A 23,811-nucleotide genomic window follows, 5' to 3' on the forward strand; every position below is an offset into this window, starting at 1 on the left:
CTATACCATCATTTTCTTATTCTCATTTTACCACACTTATTTCACCAGTCAGATAATCCAGATAGTTTTTCTCCATAAAATATGGTATAGTAGAATCATACTATCTATGAGGAGTTTACATGTCACAGGATAAGCAAATGAAAGCTGTTTCTCCCCTTCTACAGCAAGTCATCAATATTTCATCTATCGTTGGGGGAGTCGGCACCTTGATTTTCTGTATTTGGGCCTATCAGGCGGGTGTTTTACAATCCAAGGAAACCCTATCGGCCTTTATCCAGCAAGCTGGGGTTTGGGGACCACCACTCTTTATCTTTTTACAGATCCTACAAACCGTTGTTCCAATCATTCCGGGAGCTTTGACCTCAGTGGCTGGGGTCTTTATTTACGGCCACATCATCGGAACCATCTATAACTATATCGGAATCGTGATTGGCTGTGCCATTATCTTTTACCTCGTCCGTCTCTATGGAGCTGCCTTTGTCCAGTCCGTCGTCAGCAAGCGCACCTATGACAAGTATATCGGTTGGCTAGATAAGGGCAATCGTTTCGAGCGGTTCTTTATCTTTATGATGATCTGGCCTGTCAGTCCAGCTGACTTTCTCTGCATGCTGGCTGCCCTCACCAAGATGACCTTCAAGCGCTATATGATTATCATCATTCTGACCAAGCCCTTTACTCTAGTGGTTTATACTTATGGTTTGACCTATATTATTGATTTCTTCTGGCAGATGTTTTGAGAATAGAAAAATCCGTTTGGTTGCCAAAGCGGATTTTCTGTTTGTTTTATTTTGCGACACTCTTAGCAAGGACAAAGTTTCCAAGTGTAGCGGAGCCATTGCCTGCGACTGCTGGAGTGACAATGTAGTCACGCACGTCTGGTACTGGTAGATAGCCATTGAGAAGAGCTGTGAATTTCTCACGTACACGGTCCAGCATGTGTTGCTGTGCCATCACGCCACCACCAAAGACGATGACATCTGGTCGGAAAGTCACTGTCGCGTTGACAGCAGCTTGAGCGATATAGTAGGCTTGGACGTCCCAAACAGAGTTGTTGAGTTCGATGTTTTCACCACGAATACCTGTACGAGCCTCCAAACTTGGTCCAGCCGCAAAGCCTTCCAAACAGCCCTTGTGGAATGGACAAACACCGTTGAATTCTTTTTCAATATCCATTGGATGTTTAGCTACATAGTAATGCCCCATTTCAGGGTGACCGACACCACCGATAAACTCACCACGTTGGATAACACCTGCACCGATCCCTGTACCGATTGTGTAGTAGACCAAGTTCTCGATACGGCCGCCAGCATTGTTGCGGGCAACTACTTCACCGTAGGCAGAGCTGTTTACGTCTGTGGTGAAATACATGGGTACATTAAGAGCACGACGAAGGGCACCAAGCAAGTCGACATTTGCCCAGTGAGGTTTTGGAGTCGTTGTGATAAAGCCATAGGTTTTGGAGTTTTTGTCGATATCGATTGGACCAAATGATCCGACAGCAAGACCAGCAAGGTTATCGAATTTTGAGAAGAACTCAATGGTTTTATCGATGGTCTCGATAGGAGTTGTTGTAGGAAATTGTGTTTTTTCTACAATGTTAAAGTTTTCATCACCGACAGCACAGACAAACTTTGTACCGCCTGCTTCTAAGCTTCCGTATAATTTTGTCATGATAAACCTCTTGTTTTTATTTTCTTTATTATAGCATATTTTGAAAGTCTAGATTTCTCTATATTTTAGATTTTCCTCTGTAAATCTTACCATTCAAGCAAAAACGAACAAACATGTCATTTGTTCGTTTTGTTTTTAGATTTGATTCTTGAAGAGGATTAGGCTTTCACTTCGATGATCGCGTCGCCCTTGACAACTGAACCACTTGCGACTGGTGTTACAGAAGCGTAATCTGCAGTGTTGGTTACGATAACCATTGTTGTGTCGTCAAGACCTGCGGCAGCGATTTTGTTTGAGTCAAAGGTTCCGAGAATGTCACCAGCTTTGACCTTGTCGCCTTGAGCAACCTTTTGTTCAAAGCCTTCACCGTTCATTGTCACCGTATCGATACCGACGTGGATCAAGATTTCAGCTCCGTTAGCTGTTCTTAGGCCATAAGCATGTCCTGTTGGGAAGACAATTGTCACTTCAGCATCAGCTGGTGCGTAAACAACATCTTCACTCGGTTTTACAGCAATACCTTGTCCCATAGCTCCACTTGAGAAGACTGGATCATTCACATTTGAAAGAGCAACGACATCACCAACGATTGGTGTTTGGATAACACCTTCGCTTGGTGAAATCACAGTACCAGTTACTGCTTCTTCAGTCAAACGATCTGTTTCAGCTTCAGAAATTGCTCCTGCAACCTCTTCTACTTCATCTTCGTAACCAAACATGTAAGTAAGAGCAAAACCAAGTGCAAAGGATACAGCTACCATAAGAAGGTATTGTAGAAGTTGTCCATTCCCAATGTAAAGCATTGTACCAGGGATGACTGTGATACCATTACCAGTACCAGCAAGTCCAAGGATTGAAGCAAGTCCACCACCGACTGCACCAGCAATCAATGAAAGGAAGAAAGGCTTACGGAAACGCAAGTTAACCCCGAAGATAGCAGGCTCAGTAATACCTAGGAAGGCAGAAAGAGCAGCTGGGAAAGCAAGAGTTTTAAGTTTAGGATTTTTAGTTTTCACACCAACGGCAACAGTTGCAGCACCTTGAGCAGTCATAGCTGCAGTAATGATAGCGTTGAATGGGTTAGCGTGGTCAGCAGCAAGCAATTGAACTTCAAGCAAGTTGAAGATGTGGTGAACACCTGATACGACGATTAATTGGTGAACTCCACCAATCAAGAAACCACCAAGTCCGAATGGCAAGTTAAGAATAGCTTTTGTTCCAATGAGAATGTAGTTTTCAACAACGTGAAAGACTGGTCCGATAACAAACAATCCAAGGATTGACATTACAAGGAGTGTTACAAACGGTGTTACCAAGAGGTCAAGTACATCTGGAACAACCTTACGAACTGCTTTTTCAAACTTAGCTCCGACAACCCCGATGATGAAGGCTGGAAGAACTGAACCTTGCAAACCTACAACTGGGATAAATCCGAAGAACTGCATTGCAGTTACTTCACCACCAGACGCAACAGCCCAGGCATTTGGAAGTGAATCAGAAACGAGCATCATACCAAGAACGATACCAACAGCTGGGTTACCACCGAATACACGGAAAGTTGACCAAACAACCAAACCTGGCAAGATAATAAAGGCAGTGTCTGTCAAGATCTGAGTATAAGTTGTCACATCTTCTGGAAGTGTCATTCCAAGAGCAGTCAAGAGACCACGAACACCCATGAAGAGACCAGTTGCTACGATAACTGGAATGATTGGAACGAAGACGTCACCGAAAGTACGGATGGCACGTTGGAACCAATTTCCTTGTTTTGCAGCTTCTGCTTTCATGTCTTCTTTAGAAGATGTTGGCAACCCAAGAGCTACGACTTCATCGTACATCTTGTTTACTGTACCAGTACCAAAGATGATTTGGTATTGACCTGAGTTAAAGAAAGCACCTTGAACTTTTTCCAAGTTCTCGATAGCATCTTTGTTAATTTTCGCTTCATCTTTAACCATCACACGGAGGCGAGTCGCACAGTGGGCTACACTGTTGACATTCTCACGTCCGCCAAGGGCTTCGATGACCTTTTTTGCAATATCCTGATTGTTCATTTGCAAAAATCTCCTTATATAAAATTTTGTAAAGTGTTTGAAAGCGATTTTATCCGCCCTACGACTATTATTTTATCATGTTTCTAAAATATGTCAAGCGTTTTGCAGAAATTTTTATTCCCTTTCTTTTTCCTCTGATTATTTTTGCTCGTTTTTGAGGGAAATTCTCTTTTTCCTCAAAAAAATATCTTTAAACTTGAGGAATAAAGGTTTTTATTTACATTTTCTTTCATTTTTTCGTGAAAATTTGTTAGATTTCCTTTACTTGATTTATGGCAACCGTTTGACATTTTTTGCTATTTTTTAACATAAAAGACTTGCTTTTTTGGTCGAAAACGTTTACTATTAAGGTAGTAGAACTTTAGGAGGAAAGATAAAATGGAATGGACAACTGAGCGCCGTTATAGACGCTATGAAGACTGGTCTAATGATGAAATCAAGCAAATCAAGGAAAAGATGGCACAATCTCCATGGCATACTCATTACCATGTCGAGCCTAAAATGGGGCTTCTCAATGACCCAAATGGCTTTTCCTATTTTGATGGTAAATGGATTCTCTTTTACCAAAACTTCCCCTTTGGTGCAGCTCATGGTTTGAAATCTTGGGTGCAGCTTGAAAGTGATGATTTAGTGCACTTTACAGAAACTGGAGTCAAAGTTTTGCCTGATACTCCATTAGATAGCCACGGGGCCTACTCTGGATCTGCCATGCAGTTTGGCGATCAGTTGTTCCTATTCTATACTGGAAATGTCCGTGATGAAAACTGGATTCGTCACCCTTACCAGGTTGGTGCTCTTTTGGGAAAAGATGGCAAGATCTCGAAGATTGACAAGGTCTTGATTGACCAGCCAGCAGACTCTACCGACCACTTCCGCGACCCACAAATTTTCAACTTTAAGGGGCAATATTATGCTATCGTGGGTGGACAGGACTTGGAGAAAAAAGGCTTTGTTCGTCTCTACAAAGCTATAGATAATGATTACACCAACTGGCAAGCAGTTGGTGACCTAGACTTTGCCAACGACCGTACTGCCTATATGATGGAATGTCCAAATCTGGTCTTTATCGGTGAACAACCTGTACTTCTCTACTGCCCGCAAGGATTGGATAAGAGTGTTCTAGACTATGATAATATCTATCCAAACATGTACAAAATCGGGGCTTCTTTTGATCCTGAAAATGCTAAAATGGTAGATGTCTCTCCATTGCAAAATCTAGACTATGGTTTCGAAGCTTATGCAACGCAAGCCTTCAACGCTCCAGACGGACGCTCTCTAGCAGTTAGTTGGCTTGGACTACCAGATGTAGCCTACCCATCTGATCGTTTTGACCACCAAGGAACTTTCTCATTGGTCAAGGAACTCACTATCAAAGATGGCAAACTCTACCAATACCCTGTCGCAGCTATCAAGGACCTTCGTGTCTCTGAAGAACCCTTTTCAAATCGTGCTCAAACCAATAACAGCTATGAACTCGAGCTCAACTTGGAAGCCAATAGCCAGAGCGAGATTGTCTTACTTGCCGACAAAGAAGGCAAGGGACTTTCAATCAACTTTGACCTTGTAAATGGTCAAGTGACAGTGGATCGTAGCCAGGCTGGTGAGCAGTACGCCCAAGAATTTGGAAGCACTCGTTCTTGCCCAATCGACAAGCAAACTACTACTGCTAACATCTTCATCGACAATTCTGTTTTTGAAATTTTTATCAATAAAGGAGAAAAAGTATTTTCTGGTCGCGTCTTTCCGAATGCCGATCAAAATGGTATCCTGATCAAATCTGGAAACCCAACCGGAACCTACTATGAAATAGATTATGGTCGCAAAACTAACTGATGTCGCAAAACTTGCTGGTGTCAGCCCTACTACCGTTTCTCGGGTTATCAATAAAAAAGGTTATCTGTCTGAAAAAACCATTCTCAAGGTCAATGAAGCCATGAGAGAATTGGGCTATAAGCCCAACAATTTAGCTCGTAGCCTCCAAGGAAAATCAGCTAAGTTGATTGGCTTAATTTTCCCAAATATTTCCAATGTTTTCTATGCAGAATTGATTGATAAGTTGGAACACCAACTCTTTAAAAATGGATACAAGACCATCATCTGTAACAGCGAGCACGACTCTAAGAAGGAACGGGAGTACATCGAAATGCTAGAGGCCAATCAGGTCGACGGTATCATTTCTGGTAGTCATAACTTGGGAATTGAAGACTACAATCGTGTAACAGCGCCAATCATTTCCTTTGACCGAAACTTGTCTCCAGACATTCCTGTTGTCTCCTCTGACAACTACGGTGGCGGGGTTCTCGCTGCCCAAACCTTGGTCAAGACAGGTGCCCAGTCTATTATCATGATTACAGGGAATGACAATTCCAATTCGCCTACTGGACTGCGTCATGCTGGTTTTGCCTCTGTACTCCCAAAAGCGCCTATTATCAATGTTTCGAGTGACTTTTCTCCCGTCAGAAAGGAAATGGAAATCAAGAATATCTTGACTCATCAGAAACCAGATGCTATCTTTGCTTCAGATGATCTGACAGCCATCTTGGTTATCAAAATAGCTCAGGAACTGGGAATCTCTGTTCCTGAAGAGCTCAAAGTCATCGGCTATGATGGGACTTACTTTATCGAAAACTACTACCCTCAACTGGCGACCATCAAGCAACCCTTGGAAGAGATTGCCCAACTCACTGTTGATCTTCTCTTGCAGAAGATCGAAGGCAAGGAAGTCGCGACAACTGGTTACTTCTTACCAGTCACCCTATTACCTGGAAAAAGTATTTAAGTACAAAAAACTCAGACGAATTCGTCTGAGTTTTTTATGATCTTAAGTTTTCGAGATAGCGCTGGGCTGTCTCTAAGTTAAAGGTTTTATCTGCGATGAGGTGCTCAACGAGGGGAGTAACTTCAGACTCACTAGCACCTGCTAGGAGAGCTAAGGATTTGGCCTGTAACTTCATGTGACCTTGCTGGATGCCCGTACTCACCAAGGCTTTGAGGGCCGCAAAGTTTTGGGCGAGACCGATAGAAACGATAATCTGAGCTAATTCCTTGGCAGAAGGATTTCCTAGTAGTTCATGACTGAGAGCTACACGTGGGTTGAGACCGATAGAGCCACCCTTGGTCGCTACCGGCACGGGTAAGGTCATCTCACCGACCAATTCTTCTGTGTCCCTATCTAGACTCCATCGACTGAGACCTTGATAGCGCCCGTCTCGACTGGCAAAGGCATGGGCCCCAGCTTCGATAGCACGCCAGTCATTACCCGTGGCGATTAAAATGGCATCGATACCATTAAAAATCCCTTTATTGTGAGTAGCTGCTCGGTAAGGATCTGCCTGCGCAAACTGGCTAGCCAAAGCTATTTTCTCTGCTATTTCTCTGGCTTCATCCTTTTGTCGGCTCAAGTAGCGAAAGGCGATACGACAGCTTGCTGTCACCAGAGAATCGGTCGCGTAGTTGGACAGAATCCCCATGAGGCTCTGTCCCTGACTGAGTTCTTCTAAGACTGGCTTCAAGGCTTCTAGCATGGTATTGAGCATATTGGCCCCCATGGCTTCCTGGGTATCGACATGAAGATAAACAACGAGAAAGTCTGTTTCACCTTTGATCTGCTCTACATGCAAATCACGCGCCCCACCACCACGTTTGACGATAGAAGGATAGGCTTGATTGGCAAGTTCCAAGAGTTCGGCTTTCTTGCTGGCAATCTTCTCTTGCGCTTGTTCAGGATCAGCAACTTGATAAAGGGCCACCTGACCGATCATCTGGCGCTCATGTACTTGAGCAGTAAAGCCACCTGCTCGCTTGATGATTTTGCTGGCATAGCTGGCCGCAGCAACCACTGAGGGCTCTTCTGTCACATAAGGAACTGTGTAGTCCTGACCATTCACCAAAAGTTCTGGAATGATCGAATAAGGCAGAGAAAAAGTTCCCACCACATTCTCACTCAGCTGATCTGCAACCGCCAAGCTGACTTGTTCATCCTGCTCCAGACTCGTTTGCCTTTCAGGACTAAGGAGCGCCTGAGCTTGTAACAACTCAAGGCGCTCATGGTATGATTTTTTAGAAAATCCATTCCAACTTATCTTCATTATTTTTCAACCTTGCTATAACGGCGTTGGTGGTCGACAATTTCAACCAAGGCATAGTCTTGATGTTCATAACCTGCAAATTGGGCTGAACCAGACTCATCCAACTGCACCTCTTCGAAGAAGACTTTTTCATAGTTTGCAACAGACAATGTTGTACGTTGTTTAAGTTTACTCAAGCGATCCTTATCAAGATAAGTTTCATAACCTTCTACCAGCTCTCCACTAAAGAACTCTGAAACCGCTCCACTTCCGTAACTGTAGAGGGCAATTTTATCTCCAGCCTTCAAAGTCTCTGCATTTTCCAAAAGAGAAAGGAGGCCGAGGAAGAGAGAACCTGTGTAGATATTTCCAATCATCTGACTGTAGAGAATGGACTTGTCAAAGTTTTCTTGCAGACTATCCTTTTTCTCTTGAGATAAGTTCTTGTCCATCATCTTGCGCAAGCCTTTTAGGGCCAACTTAGGATAAGGCAAGTGGAAGCAGATAGCCGCAAAGTCATCCATAGTCCAGTCATAGCGTTTCTTATATTCATCCCAAGTCGTTGTCAGGCAATCAAGATACTGTTGGGTCGAGTACATGCCGTTTACATAAGGAGTGCTTGAGTAGTTCGGACGCCAGAAATCCATGATGTCTCTCGTTTGGGCAACATTATCATTGTTAAAGGCCATGATGCGTGGATTTTGAGTGATTAGCATCGCCACACTTCCAGCACCCTGAGTTGGTTCACCTGGAGTTCCCACACCATACTTGGCAATATCACTGGCAATGACCAAAACCTTAGACTCTGGAGAATTTTCCACATGCAATTTAGCATAATGAAGGGCAGCTGTCGCTCCATAGCAGGCTTCTTTGATTTCAAAGCTACGGGCGAAAGGCTGAATGCCTAACAAGCCATGAACAAAGACTGCCGCTGCCTTACTCTGGTCAATCCCTGACTCGGTCGCCACGATGACCATATCGATTTCTTCTTTTTCTTTGTCTGATAAAATAGAGTTGCTTGCACTAGCTGCCAAGGTAACAATGTCCTCAGTCAGTGGCGCAATACTAATTTCATTTAACAAGAGTCCCTTGCTAAATTTTTCGGGGTCAACTCCCCTTGCTTCTGCTAAGTCTTGTAATTTCAAGACATATTGACTGGTCGCAAAACCAATCTTATCAATACCGATTGTCATATTTACCTCTGTTTTTTCATTCATTGTAAAAAATCGTTTCATTCTATTTTATCACAAATAGGGACAAAAGAGAGAAAAAAGACTTGATTCAACAAATCAAGTCTTTGCTTTGATTGTATTAGGAAGAGATTCCTCGTTGTTTTCGGATGTAGTAATAAAGCTTTAAAATCACCGTTCCACTTGCCATTCCAATAGAAATAACAAGAGCTAACATAACCACCAAAGTCGCGCTGGCAATAGCATGGCTGTAATCGCCTGTCACAAAGAAAGCTGTCGTTCGATAGGATAAATAACCCGGCACCAAGGGGGCAAGAATGGCCAAGACAAAGACCACCGCTGGTGTCTTATAGACAATACTTAAAATCTGACTGATGCAAGAGCCAATTACTGCTGCGATAAAGGTCGCAATAATAACATTGGTTGGTTCTTTGAGCACGAGATAGAGGAGCCAAACGCCCATTCCCAAAATACCACCAGGTAGGAGCATGGAGCGTTGAACATTCAGTACGATTAGAAAGGTGATGATGGCGAGTAAACTCGCTACTGCTTGGAGTAAAATACTTGTTAGAGTCATCTTATGTCATCAAAACTAGGGCGACGGAGGTACCGGCCCCTAAAGCGAGGGTAATGAGCAGGGATTCAAACATCTTGCTCATACCAGAGTTGATATGGTTGGTCATGATATCCCGTACCGCATTTGTCAGAGCAATCCCTGGAACAAAGGGCATGACCGCTCCTGCTATAATCAGGTCTGCTGTCGAAGGAAAGCCTGTATAGCGGGCCCAGAACTGGGCGATCAAGCCGAAAACAAAGGCACCTGCAAAGGCCGTTACAAAAGGAATGCGGACAAACTTCTCGACATAGAGAGAGAAGGCAAATCCAAATAAAGTTGCAATAGCTGCACCAAAAGCGTCATAAACATTGCCCCCAAACATAATCGAGAAGAAAGGGGCACTGAGGGTCGCTGCTACAGTCACTTGGAACTTTGTATAAGGAAGGGCTTGATTACCAATTTCTTTGAGCTTTTTAAAGGCTGTCGAGAGATCAATCTGCCCGCCCACAAGCTCCCGTGATACTTGGTTGACATCACAGACTTTTTCAATGTTATAAGAGGATGAGGTCACCCGTTTCATCCGAGAAATATTGGTATTTTCAATAGAAAAGAAAATAGCTGCGGGCATGGCAAGAACATTGCAATCCATTATTCCCTGCGAATGGGCAATACGGATCATAGTATCCTCAACCCGATGAATCTCTGAGCCACTTTTCAGGAGAATGGTTCCTGCTAGCATAATCACATCAATGACGGCATTCAACTCTCTCGATTCGTCCATTTTCTCCTCCTTTTTTCTACTTCCTATATTTTATCACAAAATCTTGTGAAAAAAAATCTTTGTCATGAAATCATGACAAAGATTCGTTTAATCTCGAGAACTTTCGCGGTTTCCTTCATTGTTTGGTTGATTCGTTGGAGGATTATTCCCTTGTTGATTTCCTTGCTGGTTCCCTTGATTTGGTGTTGTTGTAGAACCCTGGTTCCCTCGTTGAGCAGGGTTAGAGGATGAAGTTGACGGTGGTGTTTTCGGTTTGTAAATCGAAATCTTGATACGTGTGCTAGCAAGATCAACCTTTTCACCAGCTTTTGGTGTTTGATCTACAACCGTACCCTCTGCTGTTCCTTCAGAAGCAGTCGATACTTCAATAACCTCAATATTAGCCTCTTTTACTCCGACAATCTGAGTCAGATTATTCTTAGTAAATTCGAGACTTGAGCCGATGTAGCTAGGCATGCTGACACTGGTCACCTTCTTGGCAACTGTTAAGGTAATCGTGGTGGCTTTTGAAAGGTCATAAGTCGAACCCGAAGCGGGGGTTTGTCTGAGGATAGTTCCTGGTTCGCTTTCGCTGGATTCTTCCTCTTCCATCTGAATTAGATTTTCTGGTACCTTTTTCTCCTTGAGTTCAGCTACAACTTCTGTATACTTGCGTCCGACGTAATTGCTCAATTGGAAGGATTGCTTACCAGAAGAAACAATCAAATTGACCTTGGTCCCTTCTTTTCGGCCGCTGCCTGCTTCAGGATCGGTTCGAATAACGCGTCCTTCCGCTACTGTATCACTAGCCTCCGATTTCTCTTCGCCAGCTTCAAACTTGGATTTTTTGAGTGCTTCTTTGGCCTCTGCAACGGTTTGTCCGGCCACGTCAGGAATAGGAATCGTTGCAGGTGTTCTTGACAAAATCCAGATTAAAGAGGCTACAACCAATAGAAGACTAGCTAAAAGAATCATATAGCGAGCTTTAAACTTCCGTTTTTTAGCTGGCTTTGGTGCAGGTGCTGGCTCAGTGACTGGTTGAGTAGCTTTCTTTGGCTGAGGACGCTCTTCCTGCGCAGGCGCTTTAGGAATAGACGTCAGTGTACTTTGTGGAACTTTAGGTAAAGTCTTAGTGTCTGCCTTACTCGCATCGTCAAAGACCAGTTTCGGTTCATTCCGACGATTATAAGACAAGCTAGTTGACAAGTCCACATACATTTCTGAAACAGACTGATAACGATCTGACAACTTCTTAGCAGTTGCCTTAATGACAACATTTTCTAAAGCCTGAGGGACAGATGGATTTTCAGCTATGACGGACGGAAGTGGCTTCTGGAAATGCTGGAGGGCGATGGTCACCGCGCTATCCCCATCATAAGGGATATGTCCCGTCAGCATCTCATAGAAGATAATCCCCATTGCATAGATATCACTCTGGAAGGTCGCTTTAGAACCACGCGCTTGCTCAGGTGACAAATAATGAACAGAGCCTAACATTGAGTTGGTCTGGGTCAGACTAGTCTCCGCAAAGGCTACAGCAATCCCAAAGTCCGTGACCTTAGCTGTGCCGTCAGGTGTCAAGAGGATATTTTGAGGTTTCAAATCCCGGTGAACAATTCCTCGAGTATGGGCTAAGCGCATGGCCAAGAGGATTTGCCCCATGATCCGAACTGCTTCTTCATTTGAAAGAGGATAGTGTTCTTTGATATAACGCTTGAGGTCAAGACCTGCTACGTATTCCATAGCTAGGTACTGTTGACCGTCTTCCTCACCAATATCTGTTATCCGAACGATATGAGGATGGTCCAGATCCGCCATGGCCCTCGCTTCACGCTGGAAACGTGCCACAGCAATCGGGTCCGTCTGGTAGTTGGTCCTCAGGACCTTCACTGCCACTTCTTCCCCGTCTAGGATCAAATCCTTGGCCAAGTAAACATCTGCCATGCCTCCTCGACCAATCTGCTTGACAATCCGATACCGCCCGGCAAAAATCTTGCCGATTTGGATCATTCTGCTGCCTCCTCGTTCATGTAAACAAGGGCAACCGTAATGTTGTCTAAACCTCCTGCATTGTTAGCGAAACGAATAAGGGTTGCCGCCTTGTCTGCTAGGGAAATATCGCTGGTTACGATATCATAAATCTCGCTTGCCGAAATCATATTGGTCAAACCATCACTATTGAGCAAGAGATAATCTCCTGACTCCAGTGTAATCATCCCAAAATCTGGCTGGATTTCATCTTTTTGTCCGATAGACTGGGTGATGATATTCTTTTGAGGGTGAGTTTCTGCTTCTTCTGGAGTCAATTGACCAGCCTTGAGCAATTCGTTGACCAAGGAATGGTCACTCGTCAACTGGTGGTATTCTTCTCCACGAATCAAACCGATACGAGAATCCCCAATGTGAGCATAGATGGCTTGGTTGTCAATAAAAGCAACAGCTTCTAGCGTTGTTCCCATACCTCTGTAGGCTTCGTCCTGACCTAGTTGATGAATTTTTTGATTTTCAATCTCCAGGTAGTGGGCAAACCACTCACGAACTTCATTGACTGAGTCAATTTGGGTATCCACCCAAGCCACACCAAGGTCTGTTACCGCCATCTCACTAGCGATATTTCCTGCACGGTGTCCTCCCATCCCGTCAGCCAAGATGATCATAGTGCGTCCTGCTCGGTTGACAAAGTGATTGACATAGTCTTGGTTATTTGTTCGTTTCTGACCAACATCTGTTAATAATGCTATTTCCATTGTGTCAGTTCCTTCCTAATCTGATATCTTACGAAATTGGCTAATGAAGAATCCATCGCTTCCATACAATTCTGGAGTAATCAGGATGCAGCCATCTTTCAGGATATCTTTACATTCGTGTTCTAGTTTAACCTGCTCGAACTCGGGATGACTTTCTAAAAACGCCTCAACGACTTGAAAGTTCTCCTCAGAGACAATAGTACAGGTACTATACGTTATTATACCACCTTTACGTAGCGTTTGACAAACACTACCTAATATTTCCAGCTGAATTTCCTGTAAGGACATGAAATCTGCTGTTTCTTTATTGTATTTGATGTCTGGTTTACGACGCAAGAGTCCAATCCCAGAACAGGGAGCATCTACCAAAATCTTATCAAAAGAGTCCTTTTCAAAAAACTCATGCACCTTTCTGGCATCCAATTTTTGCGTTTGCACTTGATCTGCCACACCTAAACGCTCCGCATTTTCTTGGATCAAGTCCAACTTATGGTCATAAAGATCCAAAGCCGTCACCTTACCGGATGTGAGGTAAGAGGCCATATGGGCTGTTTTTCCACCCGGAGCGGCACAGGCATCTAGGACCTGTTCATCACCTTGTAGATCAAGGGTCGGAGCAACCAATTGACTGGACTCGTCTTGGATGGTTATAGCCCCTTCTGCGAACAAATCATGACCTGCAAAGTGGCCTTGCTCCTTGACCAAACCAGTGGCCGCCAAAGGGGAATCAGTCGTCTCTAACACAGCTTTGATTTCCTCTTTTCGGCTCAAGTTGGTCACCCGGATGCTGGCTTTGTTACGCACCAAGAGACTTTTAAAGATGGCTTGTGCTCGCTCTTCACCGTATTCTTCCTTAAGTTTAGATACGAGCCAAACTGGGAGAGAATAAGCAATGGAATCACGCTTGTTTTTGCGTTTGATACTGTCAATGTCTGGCCAGCCTTCTCGCAAGATACGACGAAGGACGGCGTTGACCAATTTTTCACTCCCTTTTTTACGGGCTTTGGCTAGCTCTACCGCTTCATTAACAACAGCGTGATTAGGAATCTTATCCAGATACCGAAGTTGGTAAGCGCTCAGGAGGAGCAGAATATAGAGCCAGTTATCTAGCTTATCTCTGTCTTCGATAAAGTGGGACAGGTACCATTCCAGAGTGAGTTTTCGGGCTACCGTTCCGTAGACAATCTCTGTCACCAAACCCTTGTCTGTTGCTGAGAGTTGACTCCCCTTGAGGTGTTTATTTAAGGCAATATTTGAATATGCTTGGTTGACAAAAACATCCTCTAACACTGCTAGAACTAGACTTCTAGCCGTTTCTACTTTAGTCACCAAATCGTTCTCCTACAGTCAATGTCCGTCCCACTCCGTTGAGGAAGGAAGCAATGTCCATCTTAGGTTTACCAGCTGGCTGCACTTGCTTGAGGGATAGAGCTCCTTCAGCCGTTGCGACGATTAATTCCTTTTTGCCAATAGAGAGAATCTCCCCTGGATTTCCCTGACCTTCTACTGGTAGGGCTTCATAAATCTTAAAGCGGTCACCCTTAAGGAAAGTATGGGCAACAGGCCAAGGATTCATCCCACGGATTTGGTTGAAGAGTTGGCGATTGGTTTTAGTCCAATCCAGTTTCTCTTCCTCTGGCTTGATATTTGGCGAGAAAGTGACCTGACTAGGATCTTGTGGTTCAGGTTTGATCTCCCCAGCAATATAGCCAGGAAGGGTGTCCAAAAGCAAGTCACGACCAACGATTGCCAATTTTTCAAACAAGGTGCCGACATTGTCCTCATCTGTGATAGGAATACTGCGACGGGAAATCATATCTCCTGCATCCATTTCCTTAACCATCTCCATAATGGTCACACCAGCTTCCTCATCCCCTTGAATCAAGGCATAATGAATGGGAGCTCCACCACGGTGTTTGGGAAGAAGGGAAGCGTGAACATTGACCGCAAAGTCCATGCTATCAAGAAGTTTGCTTGGGAGAAACTGCCCAAAAGCAGCGGTCACAATCCCATCCGCTCCTAGATTCATAATAGCTTCCAGCTCTGGGCTCCCAGATAATTTTTCTGGTTGGTAGATAGGAAGACCTGCTTCTTTGGCAGCTTGCTTGACTGGGGTTTCTTGGATCACTTTTTTACGGCCAACAGCGCGGTCTGGCTGGGTCACAACAGCTAGAATCTCGTAACGGTCGTCTGATATCAACCCCTTCAAAACTGTCGCTGAAAAATCGGGAGTTCCCATAAAGATTAATTTTGTCATTTCTTCTCCTTCTTATAAAAATTGCTGCGGCTCATGGTCAATACTGAGACGAAGCTCGCTATTTTCCCGTTCTTGAGTCAAGGCCAAAACTCGATTGAGAGTTGGACCCAGCTCATCTTCTAAACGGTATTTAATCAAAATCTGGTAATGATAAAGGTTGTGGGTACGAGCGATGGGTTTTGGCGTTGGTCCAAGGATTTTACTAGTTTCCGATAAACCTGAGCGTAATATTTCCATAACTTCATAGGCACGTTTGACAACCTCTTCTTCTTTCTTGTGAGAGAGGGTAATCCCAATGGTGAAATAATAAGGTGGGTAGCCAAGTTGGCGTCTGATACTCATTTCATAGGCATAAAAGCCTTCATAATCCTGATCTTTTGCAAAACGAATGGCATAGTGCTCCGGATTGTATGACTGAATCAAGACCTGCCCAGCTTTTTCCGCACGACCTGCCCGACCAGCCACCTGAGTTAAGAGTTGGAAGGTTCTCTCAGAAGAACGAAAATCAGGCAGATTCAAGGCCGTATCCGCATTGAGTACTCCAACCAAAGTCACATTTGGAAAATCCAAGCCCTTGGCAATCATCTGAGTTCCCAGCAAGATATCCGCTTCCCCTCGGCCAAACTGGTCAAGAAGAGCTTGGTGACTGCCTTTCTTGCGGGTCGTATCCACATCCATCCGCAGAATGCGAGCCTGAGGAAAGAGTTCTGCCAGTTCATCGTAAGCTTTCTGAGTCCCCGTCCCGTAGTAACGAATACTGCGGCTTTGACAGTTGGGACAGACATGAGGAATCCCCTTTGAAAATCCACAGTAATGGCAGTTCATGGTCTTGGTATCCATGTGGAGAGTCAGAGAAATATCACAGTTGGGACAGCTATCTACCGTTCCACACTCCCGACACATAACAAAACTAGAATAACCCCGACGGTTGAGCATGAGGACTACCTGCTCTTTTTTATCCAGTCGGTCTTGGATGGCCTCTAGCAAAGGGGGCGTAAAGTTTGACGTCTCATTCTGCCCGATATAGTCACGAAAGTCAATCACTTGAACCTCAGGAATGGTGGCTAAAGGATTGGCTCGTTGGGTCAGGCGTAAGTGTTGATAGACACCTTTGCCAGCCCGCGCACGGCTTTCTAAGCTCGGTGTCGCCGAACCAAGGACCAGGGCTGCTTGATTGTACTGGGCCCGTAAAATGGCGACCTCTCTGGCATGATAACGAGGATTGCTGTCTTGTTTGTAGCTAGCTTCATGCTCTTCGTCGATAATCATGACACCTAGATTTTTCAGAGGAGCAAAGATGGCTGATCTGGCACCAACAACAACTTGAGCATCTCCACGCTCAACCTTGCGCCATTCATCGTACTTTTCACCATTGGACAGGCCTGAGTGAAGAATGGCCACTTTCTCGCCGAAACGAGCAATGAACCGCTCCGTCATCTGTGGCGTCAGAGAAATCTCAGGTACCAGTAAAATAGCTGTCTTACCCTTATCCAAGGCCCCTTGGATAATCTGCAAGTAAACCTCTGTTTTCCCACTCCCTGTAATTCCTTGAAGGAGGAAAGGAGGCTGTTGACTGCCAATAGCACTGACAACGGCATCACGCGCCTGTCTTTGTTCAGGATTCAATTCCAAAGGTTGGCTGGCTTCAATACCATCGAAATAAGCAGCTGAGCGTTGCACTTCCTTTTGGACTATGGACACAGCACCTTTTTCCACAAAGAAGTTGACTTGCTCGCGTGAGTAGGACTCTAACAAACTAGCCAGAGGAGCACTCTTAGGATGAGACAGCAAATAGTCTCTGAGCTCTGCTTTTTTCTTAGCACGCGCAGAAATCTCAATCTGCTCTAGTCGAGTAGCATCAACCTCATACCAAGACTGGGTCTTGACCTTCTTCTGATCGACAGCCTGATACTCTAAGCGGAGCAGACCTTTCCTAGTCAAGCGCATCATCTCAGCTTGCTTAGCAAGGTCTAGAGAAGAAAAGGCTAGCGAATCTTCTGAACCAAACAGATGCTCTCGGTCTTCCTGACTGAGACCTTCCAAAGGATAAAGAATCTTATCATAACTGGAGTTTAAAAACCCTGGAAGCATGGCTTTTAGAATGGAGATTTTATAAGAAAAGACGGACTTGCGTAACTCCTCAGCCAGCCAGAGTTGCTCTTGAGTGAGAACAGGGGAAAAGTCCAGCACCTCTGCAATCTCCTTCAAGTCCTGATTGGCAGCTTCTTCATCCGACTGGGACTCCAAGCCTAGCACAATTCCTTGGATCAAACGATTGCCTTTGCCAAAAGGAACATGGACCCTCATACCGACTTCCAGCATCTCTACAAATTCCTCAGGGACCTTGTAACTGTATGGCTGGTCCGTCTGCATCAGGGGAACATCCACGATTATCTTTGCAATAGCCATCTTCTCACCTCCTTCTTGTCAGTAAATTCTTGCAATAGAAAAAATAAGATTGAGTCCCCCCAACCTTAAATTTTTTCACCATCTTCTTTTTCTTTAGCAATTTGCTCTTTGATTTTCTTTTCTTCTTCTTCTTTGCGGCGTTTTTCTTCTTCGATACGGAGACGAACCGCTTCACGTTTTCCTTCTGGATCTGGGTGAATCGTAACGTTTCCTGACTCGATTTCTTCCAAAGCGCGAAGAGTTGATTTTTCAGACTTAAACTCTTGAGTTGCTGGCGCACCTGCTTCTAGTTCGTGGGCACGTTTTGCTTCCAAGATTACGAGTGAATATTTTGATGGTACCTTGTCTAGCAAGGTATCAATAGAGGGTTTTAACATCATTTGCTTGTACCTGTTTCCTATAGTTTATCGAGTAGTTGGAGATTTTGGCAACATCTCCTGGTAGTGACCAATAACACGGTCCACACGGAAGTGTTCTGCTTCGATCACACGCTTGACACGTTCAGCAGCGAGGGGCACCTGATCGTTGACAATAGCATAATCATACTCACGCATGAGGGCAATTTCTTCCTTGGCTTTTTCGATTCGTTGGGCAATCACTTCTGCACTATCTGTTCCACGACCTACCAAACGATCTTGCAATTCATCCAAATCTGGTGGTGTTAGAAAGATAAAGACAGCATCTGGAACCTTTTTCTTAACCTGAAGGGCTCCCTGCACTTCAATCTCAAGAAAGACATCGATTCCCTTGTCCAGAGTTTCATTGACATAGGTCAGAGGAGTTCCATAGTAGTTACCGACATACTCTGCATATTCCAACATCTGACCTTGACGGATCAGCTCTTCAAACTCTTCACGAGTACGGAAGAAATAGTCCACTCCGTCCACTTCACCAGGACGTTGCGCACGCGTCGTCATCGATACAGAGTATTGAAATTGATTCTCAGAACTCTCAAAAATCTCTCTTCTAACCGTTCCTTTCCCAACTCCTGAAGGACCAGAAAAAACGATTAGCAAGCCTCGGTCTGCCATTATGTCTCCTTTAGTTAGTCTGTGAAATAAAGTAAAATTTCTCTCGAATACTGATGATCGCGTCAGTTATCCTTCTACAGTCTTTCTATCTAGTGTAACAAAAAAGCAGTAATATTTCAACTGCTCTTTTTTATTTATTTAGCATAATCTACTGCACGAAGTTCGCGAATCACGGTTACCTTGATATTTCCTGGGTAATCGAGATTGTTTTCAATTTTCTCACGAACTTTATGAGCCAAGATTGTGACTTTGTCGTCTTTGATTTGTCCTGGGTTTACCATGATACGAATCTCGCGTCCTGCTTGAAGTGCAAAGCTGTTTTGTACACCTTCAAAGCCATTTGCGATTTCTTCCAAGTCATGGAGACGCTTGATATAGCTTTCAAGAGACTCGCTACGAGCACCTGGACGCGCTGCACTCAAGGCATCTGCTGCAGCAACGATCACTGCGATGACGCTTTCAGCTTCGACATCGCCGTGGTGGCTAGCAATCGTATTCACTACAACTGGGTGTTCCTTGTACTTACGAGCCAACTCCGTACCAATCTCAACGTGGCTACCTTCAACCTCGCGGTCAATAGCTTTCCCGATGTCGTGAAGGAATCCAGCACGACGGGCAAGAGCTGCATTTTCACCAAGTTCACTCGCGATGATACCAGATAACTTAGCAACCTCAATCGAATGACGCAAGACATTTTGTCCATAAGAAGTACGGAACTGCAAACGTCCCATAATCTTCATCAAGTCTGGATGGAGGTTTGGCGCACCAATCTCATAGGCAGCAGCCTCCCCATATTCACGGATTTTATTGTCAATCTCCTGACGGTTTTTCTCCACCAACTCTTCGATACGAGCTGGGTGGATACGGCCATCCTTGAGCAACATTTCCATGGTCATACGAGCAATTTCACGACGAATCGGATCAAATCCTGACAAGGTTACCACTTCTGGCGTGTCGTCAATGATGACATCTACCCCTGTCAAACTTTCAAAGGTACGAATATTGCGACCTTCACGACCGATAATGCGTCCCTTCATGGTATCATCTGGTAGGTGAACTGTCGAGTTTGTTGACTCTGCTACATAGTCACCAGCGATACGCTGCATAGCCTGAACCAAGATATCTTTCGCAATCTTGTCTGAACGTTCCTTGACTTCTTGCTCTGCCTCACGAATGCGGCTAGCAATTTCCTTGGTCAAGTTTTCCTCTGTCTGAGCCAAGATAATATCTCGAGCCTCAGTTTGGGAAAGCGAGCCGATACGTTCAAGTTCAGCTTCTTTTTGTCTTTCGACTTCCTCTAATTGCTCTTCACGTGCATCAAGGTTTTTTGCTCTATCAGAAATACTTTGTTCTTTTTGTTCAAGTGTTTTTTCTTTGTTCGTCAAATTGTCGTCCTTACGGTCAAGGCTCGTAGCTCTCTCCGTCAAACGACTTTCGATTTGCTTGAGCTCCTGACGTTCTGACTTAAATTCAGCGTCCACTTCTTCACGGTATTTTCTGGCTTCCTCTTTGGCCTCCAATAGTGCTTCTTTTTTAAGAGACTTGCTTTCGCTCTTGGCTTCATTTAGCAATAAATCCGCTTCGCGCTCAGCTTGTCCTCGTAAATTAGTTGCTTCTTGTTCAGCATTTAGAAGCATCAACTCTGCAGCCTCTTGAGATGATTTCATCTTAGCTGAGATGCTGACATATCCAATGACTAAACCAATGATGACGGCAAAAACAGCAATCGCAAGTGTCATGATTTCCATGTTTTTACCTCATTAAATTTGTTTATCGAATGACATACATTCCTTAATATTCTATCACAAAAAACCGATTTTCACAAACCCAAATTGAAGAGTTTTGTGTGAATTTTAGGACTACAATTCCTTAGATTTTTGAGGAAGCAATTCATTGTCACTATCAAAAAGTTCCACCGAATCTCTACAGCTATGGATTACCTATTATTGTACCAAATAGTGTTCTGCTAGATTCAAACATTTTGCTTTCAAGTCTTTGAAAATTCACTTTAGGAAATTACAGCTTCTCTTCAAGGTCAAATTTGTCATAAATTAACTGTTTTTTTATTTAGTTGTTTCAGTCTATTTCTTAAGTATTAGTTTATCCTCATCGAGAGCTTTTAAAATATACTCATTAATCAATTTATTATCTTCTTCATTTTTTGAAAAATAAGTTTTAATATTATTGGGAGTTCTATATTCTAATAGACGATGGATAACATCATCACTTCTATCATGGAACCAAGTCCAATCTACTTCAGGATAAAGTCCTCGAATATCTTCTTCAATATCTTTTAAAATCTCAAAATCAGAAAAATATCCTTTTCTACTTAAGTTGTATAAATCTGATACAGATTTTTCTCTTGGTTCTGGGAAAGTTTTAACCCCCTCAACTCTTTTATCATTAATTCTTTCAATCAAATAATGGTAGATTTTATTTTGTATCTGAGGAAAATCATAGACTTTAGAACTCATCAGATCAATTACTTTATGGTAAATAATGTTTTCTGATTTTTCATAAGCTTTTAGAGTATCTAAAATATCATCTTTAACATCCTCTTCAAAATACTTAAATAAGTGACATATCAAGTCAGAATATTCTAAGATTTTTTTTATATCGTCTTTTTTATATTTTATTCTTAAAATATCTGTATTAAATTTTTCGAGTACTACTATTGCAGTTTCCTGATCAGTTGAGCAGTATTCTAGTAACTGTGAATAGAGTGGATACACTGAATAATATAACGAAAAATTGTTCTCCAAAATTTCATTTAAATGTTTATTTACAATCCCAATTATCTTAGAATTCAATGAATTTTTATCAATAGAATCCATATTAGCGAGAACTATTTTAATAAGTCCCCTAATTTCCTCTCTCCAATTATAATACAGTGTTTGAGTATTTAAAATCTCTATTACTCTTTCTATGTCAATATCATCAACAAGAGGAAGAAAAGTTAGTATATTTTTAAGTTCTCGGAGGTTTTCATATTCAGTAATTTCAAGTCTTTCTTGAAGATAAGTAATTCGATTCAACAAGTAGTCTTTCGCTTCCTCAGTAACTTTTATTTTGCTAAATGAATAGTTTCTAAAATATAAATTTACAACCTTAAAATCTATACTCGGCAGAATTAATTGGACATCATCCAAATCTAGATTTTTAAGCCAAGAGGCTGTTCTATCGAAAATACTTGCCTCAGGATTTACATATGAATTATCATAACTGAGTAATAATATTTCTAAATATCTATTAACGATTGATTTATAAATCTTATAATGTTCAACACATAAACAATTTAATTTTAAAAAATTATAAAGATTTTTTACTGTAAACTTCGCATTAAAGAGATGATAATTAGAAGACCATCCTCCTCTTCTATAGTTTTCATGCTCTTCACGAATTTCATCAAATAATTCATTAATAGTTTCTAATTTTCTATATAAAAAATTGAGATTAAGGATTGAATCTCTAAAAAATTCTATAACCTTTTTCTCATCTCCTGTAACCGAGTTAATAATTTGTTCTGTTAATTCGCTTAATTCTCCATCATAAAGTGGCTCTGCATAACTAGGTGTTTTTTCGCGTCTATCAATTATTTTAATTTGCTGAAAATTAAATTCACAAACTAAAAAGTTAAAATAGTCTTTCTGACGAAATGCTATATTAGCTAGTTCTCTAAATTTTGCTTTTGCTAAAGAATATTGTTTTTCTTCATACAACTTAAAAGCCTCACTTAAGAAGCGATTCTCCTTTAAATCTCTAGGTTCATCAATATCCATATCTAGAAACCGGTTTAATAAAGATTTTTTATATACCATATTTCGTAATTCTTCATGACCATCAACTTCAAATGTTAATTGATTATTTCCAAACCAGCGATATTCATCATCCCAGTTTAAAGCTCTTTTCTTTAAAGCAGAATATCTAGAAAAATCTTTCGCATCAATAAAACTAAGTCTATCTAAAAAAGCCAGTTGATTCCATAAATCATCAGCATTATTTACATCTTGACTTCGGTTTTCTGATAGAGCCTCTAAAAAATCTTTTGTCCTGCAATACAATTTTTTCTGTTTTTCTGATGCCTCCTCACCTGGATTCTCTTCGTTAGAGATAATGATAATTCCTTGCTTTTTGTAATACTCTCGGATGATCATAGACGGTTCCTCGGGAGTATAAAAATAAGCATTTTTAGCATCCAATTTAAATGTATTTTGAATCATTCTAAAAATTGAATTAAAAGTCGAATCACTTAGAGAATACCCCACAAACAATAAAGTATGATTCATTATCAATGACTGGATTAAAGTAGAAATCATTGGGAAGTTCAAAGGATAGTCTAAATAATCTTCTTCTTTTAAAACAATATTTTTCTTACTGAAGTCTCCATGCATTTTAATCAAGTATCTTTCCGAACTCGTATAGGGGATGTCTTTATCTTCAGCTACTACATTGTACCTTAACAAACCACTTTCAAACTGACTTTCCAGAAGTGAATCATAGTTTGTCGTAATAATATGTTTTGGTGCTATTTTTTCTATTAATTTATGTAACTCATTTGGTTTACTTAATCCCCTCTTAAAGAAAATTTCTTCTATCTTTTTTGTGTACTGATTTTTCCCAAAATTATCATAATAATACTGAGCAATTCTCAGAGGACTATCTGTTCTTTCTTCTGGTAAGTTCAACTCTTTTTTTAATGATTGAATCAATTCGCCCCAAGTTGGTAGATTAGAATTTGCTGAAATCCCTGCACCGACAAACAAAATTAAAGAATTTTCTTTAATAGAATTCTTTATTTGAGTTATAGATAAGTTATAATTTTCTTCCATATTTGAACCATCCTATCATTAGCTTGTATTATCTAAATACAAATTATCCTTCGAAATTTTCTTCTTTTCTGTTATATAATCATAAATAAGAGTTTATCATTGTTTATAAATATAAAAATTTGTTTGTCTATTATATTTTTTTATATTAACAATTCTCTTCATTATACCACAAAATAAGAGTTATAAAGCGGATTCAAGAGACAAGAATCTAATTATTATACTAAAATTTTTCACTGATTT

The 23,811-nt window shown here is 42.1% G+C and carries 18 protein-coding genes; 3 read left to right on the forward strand and 15 right to left on the reverse strand.

The genetic code is table 11. From position 1 onward, the window contains the following. The first annotated feature begins 119 nt into the window (after window positions 1-119). On the forward strand, window positions 120-737 hold the full coding sequence (locus tag PCY17_RS03085; protein WP_000076176.1) for a TVP38/TMEM64 family protein: 618 nt from the start codon (window positions 120-122) through the stop codon (window positions 735-737). Window positions 738-783: 46 nt separating this feature from the next. Here the strand turns inward: PCY17_RS03085 and scrK are convergent, their stop codons facing one another. After that, window positions 784-1,671 carry a fructokinase ScrK gene (scrK, locus tag PCY17_RS03090; RefSeq protein WP_000164281.1) on the reverse strand — a complete coding sequence of 296 codons (888 nt, stop codon included), beginning with the start codon at window positions 1,669-1,671 and terminating at the stop codon, window positions 784-786. Window positions 1,672-1,829: 158 nt separating this feature from the next. After that, on the reverse strand, window positions 1,830-3,725 hold the full coding sequence (locus tag PCY17_RS03095) for a sucrose-specific PTS transporter subunit IIBC (RefSeq protein WP_001064504.1): 1,896 nt from the start codon (window positions 3,723-3,725) through the stop codon (window positions 1,830-1,832). Window positions 3,726-4,103: 378 nt separating this feature from the next. Here PCY17_RS03095 and PCY17_RS03100 point away from each other — a divergent pair, with 378 nt between their 5' ends. Then, a complete protein-coding gene (locus PCY17_RS03100; RefSeq protein ID WP_084881457.1) occupies window positions 4,104-5,558 on the forward strand; it encodes a sucrose-6-phosphate hydrolase in 1,455 nt (484 codons plus the stop codon). Then, the gene (locus PCY17_RS03105) at window positions 5,539-6,504 is read left to right on the forward strand and encodes a LacI family DNA-binding transcriptional regulator (protein WP_000225979.1); all 966 of its coding nucleotides are present in this window, start codon (window positions 5,539-5,541) and stop codon (window positions 6,502-6,504) included. Before PCY17_RS03100 ends, PCY17_RS03105 begins: the two co-directional genes overlap by 20 nt. A gap of 34 nt (window positions 6,505-6,538) precedes the next feature. Here the strand turns inward: PCY17_RS03105 and PCY17_RS03110 are convergent, their stop codons facing one another. The 13 genes from PCY17_RS03110 to PCY17_RS03170 all read right to left on the reverse strand — a co-directional run bounded on the left by PCY17_RS03110 (window position 6,539) and on the right by PCY17_RS03170 (window position 23,571). After that, window positions 6,539-7,813, reverse strand: coding sequence for a hydroxymethylglutaryl-CoA reductase, degradative (locus tag PCY17_RS03110; RefSeq protein WP_084881458.1), 1,275 nt, complete (start codon window positions 7,811-7,813; stop codon window positions 6,539-6,541). Next, window positions 7,813-8,985, reverse strand: coding sequence for a hydroxymethylglutaryl-CoA synthase (locus PCY17_RS03115; protein WP_008292874.1), 1,173 nt, complete (start codon window positions 8,983-8,985; stop codon window positions 7,813-7,815). The genes PCY17_RS03110 and PCY17_RS03115 overlap by 1 nt, the downstream gene beginning before the upstream one ends. Before the next feature lie 118 nt (window positions 8,986-9,103). After that, complete coding sequence (locus PCY17_RS03120) at window positions 9,104-9,559, reverse strand: threonine/serine exporter family protein (RefSeq protein ID WP_000176902.1); 456 nt, start codon at window positions 9,557-9,559, stop codon at window positions 9,104-9,106. 1 nt (window position 9,560) lies between these two features. Beyond that, window positions 9,561-10,319 (reverse strand): threonine/serine exporter family protein, encoded by a 759-nt coding sequence (locus PCY17_RS03125; protein WP_000344542.1) that lies wholly within the window; start codon window positions 10,317-10,319, stop codon window positions 9,561-9,563. An 87-nt stretch (window positions 10,320-10,406) separates the two neighbouring features. Further along, window positions 10,407-12,308: a Stk1 family PASTA domain-containing Ser/Thr kinase gene (gene pknB, locus PCY17_RS03130; protein WP_084881459.1), complete on the reverse strand. Its 1,902-nt coding sequence runs from the start codon at window positions 12,306-12,308 to the stop codon at window positions 10,407-10,409. Continuing rightward, window positions 12,305-13,045: a Stp1/IreP family PP2C-type Ser/Thr phosphatase gene (locus PCY17_RS03135; RefSeq protein WP_000401527.1), complete on the reverse strand. Its 741-nt coding sequence runs from the start codon at window positions 13,043-13,045 to the stop codon at window positions 12,305-12,307. The genes pknB and PCY17_RS03135 overlap by 4 nt, the downstream gene beginning before the upstream one ends. Before the next feature lie 15 nt (window positions 13,046-13,060). Then, window positions 13,061-14,374 (reverse strand): 16S rRNA (cytosine(967)-C(5))-methyltransferase RsmB, encoded by a 1,314-nt coding sequence (rsmB, locus tag PCY17_RS03140; RefSeq protein ID WP_185755891.1) that lies wholly within the window; start codon window positions 14,372-14,374, stop codon window positions 13,061-13,063. Next, entirely contained in the window at window positions 14,367-15,302 is a 936-nt protein-coding gene (fmt, locus tag PCY17_RS03145; RefSeq protein WP_125413704.1) for a methionyl-tRNA formyltransferase, read from the reverse strand. The genes rsmB and fmt overlap by 8 nt, the downstream gene beginning before the upstream one ends. 12 nt (window positions 15,303-15,314) lie before the next feature. Beyond that, window positions 15,315-17,711, reverse strand: a complete 2,397-nt coding sequence (locus PCY17_RS03150) for a primosomal protein N' (protein WP_301391678.1) — start codon at window positions 17,709-17,711, stop codon at window positions 15,315-15,317. 65 nt (window positions 17,712-17,776) lie between these two features. After that, the gene (gene rpoZ, locus PCY17_RS03155; protein ID WP_002874282.1) at window positions 17,777-18,091 is read right to left on the reverse strand and encodes a DNA-directed RNA polymerase subunit omega; all 315 of its coding nucleotides are present in this window, start codon (window positions 18,089-18,091) and stop codon (window positions 17,777-17,779) included. Between the two features lie 24 nt (window positions 18,092-18,115). Beyond that, the gene (gene gmk, locus PCY17_RS03160; protein WP_000775041.1) at window positions 18,116-18,742 is read right to left on the reverse strand and encodes a guanylate kinase; all 627 of its coding nucleotides are present in this window, start codon (window positions 18,740-18,742) and stop codon (window positions 18,116-18,118) included. Between the two features lie 134 nt (window positions 18,743-18,876). Then, window positions 18,877-20,490, reverse strand: coding sequence for a ribonuclease Y (locus PCY17_RS03165; protein ID WP_000404959.1), 1,614 nt, complete (start codon window positions 20,488-20,490; stop codon window positions 18,877-18,879). Between the two features lie 333 nt (window positions 20,491-20,823). Then, window positions 20,824-23,571, reverse strand: a complete 2,748-nt coding sequence (locus PCY17_RS03170) for an SIR2 family protein (RefSeq protein ID WP_070568017.1) — start codon at window positions 23,569-23,571, stop codon at window positions 20,824-20,826. Window positions 23,572-23,811: the final 240 nt, after the last annotated feature.

This window comes from Streptococcus sp. SO2 (assembly GCF_030440025.1).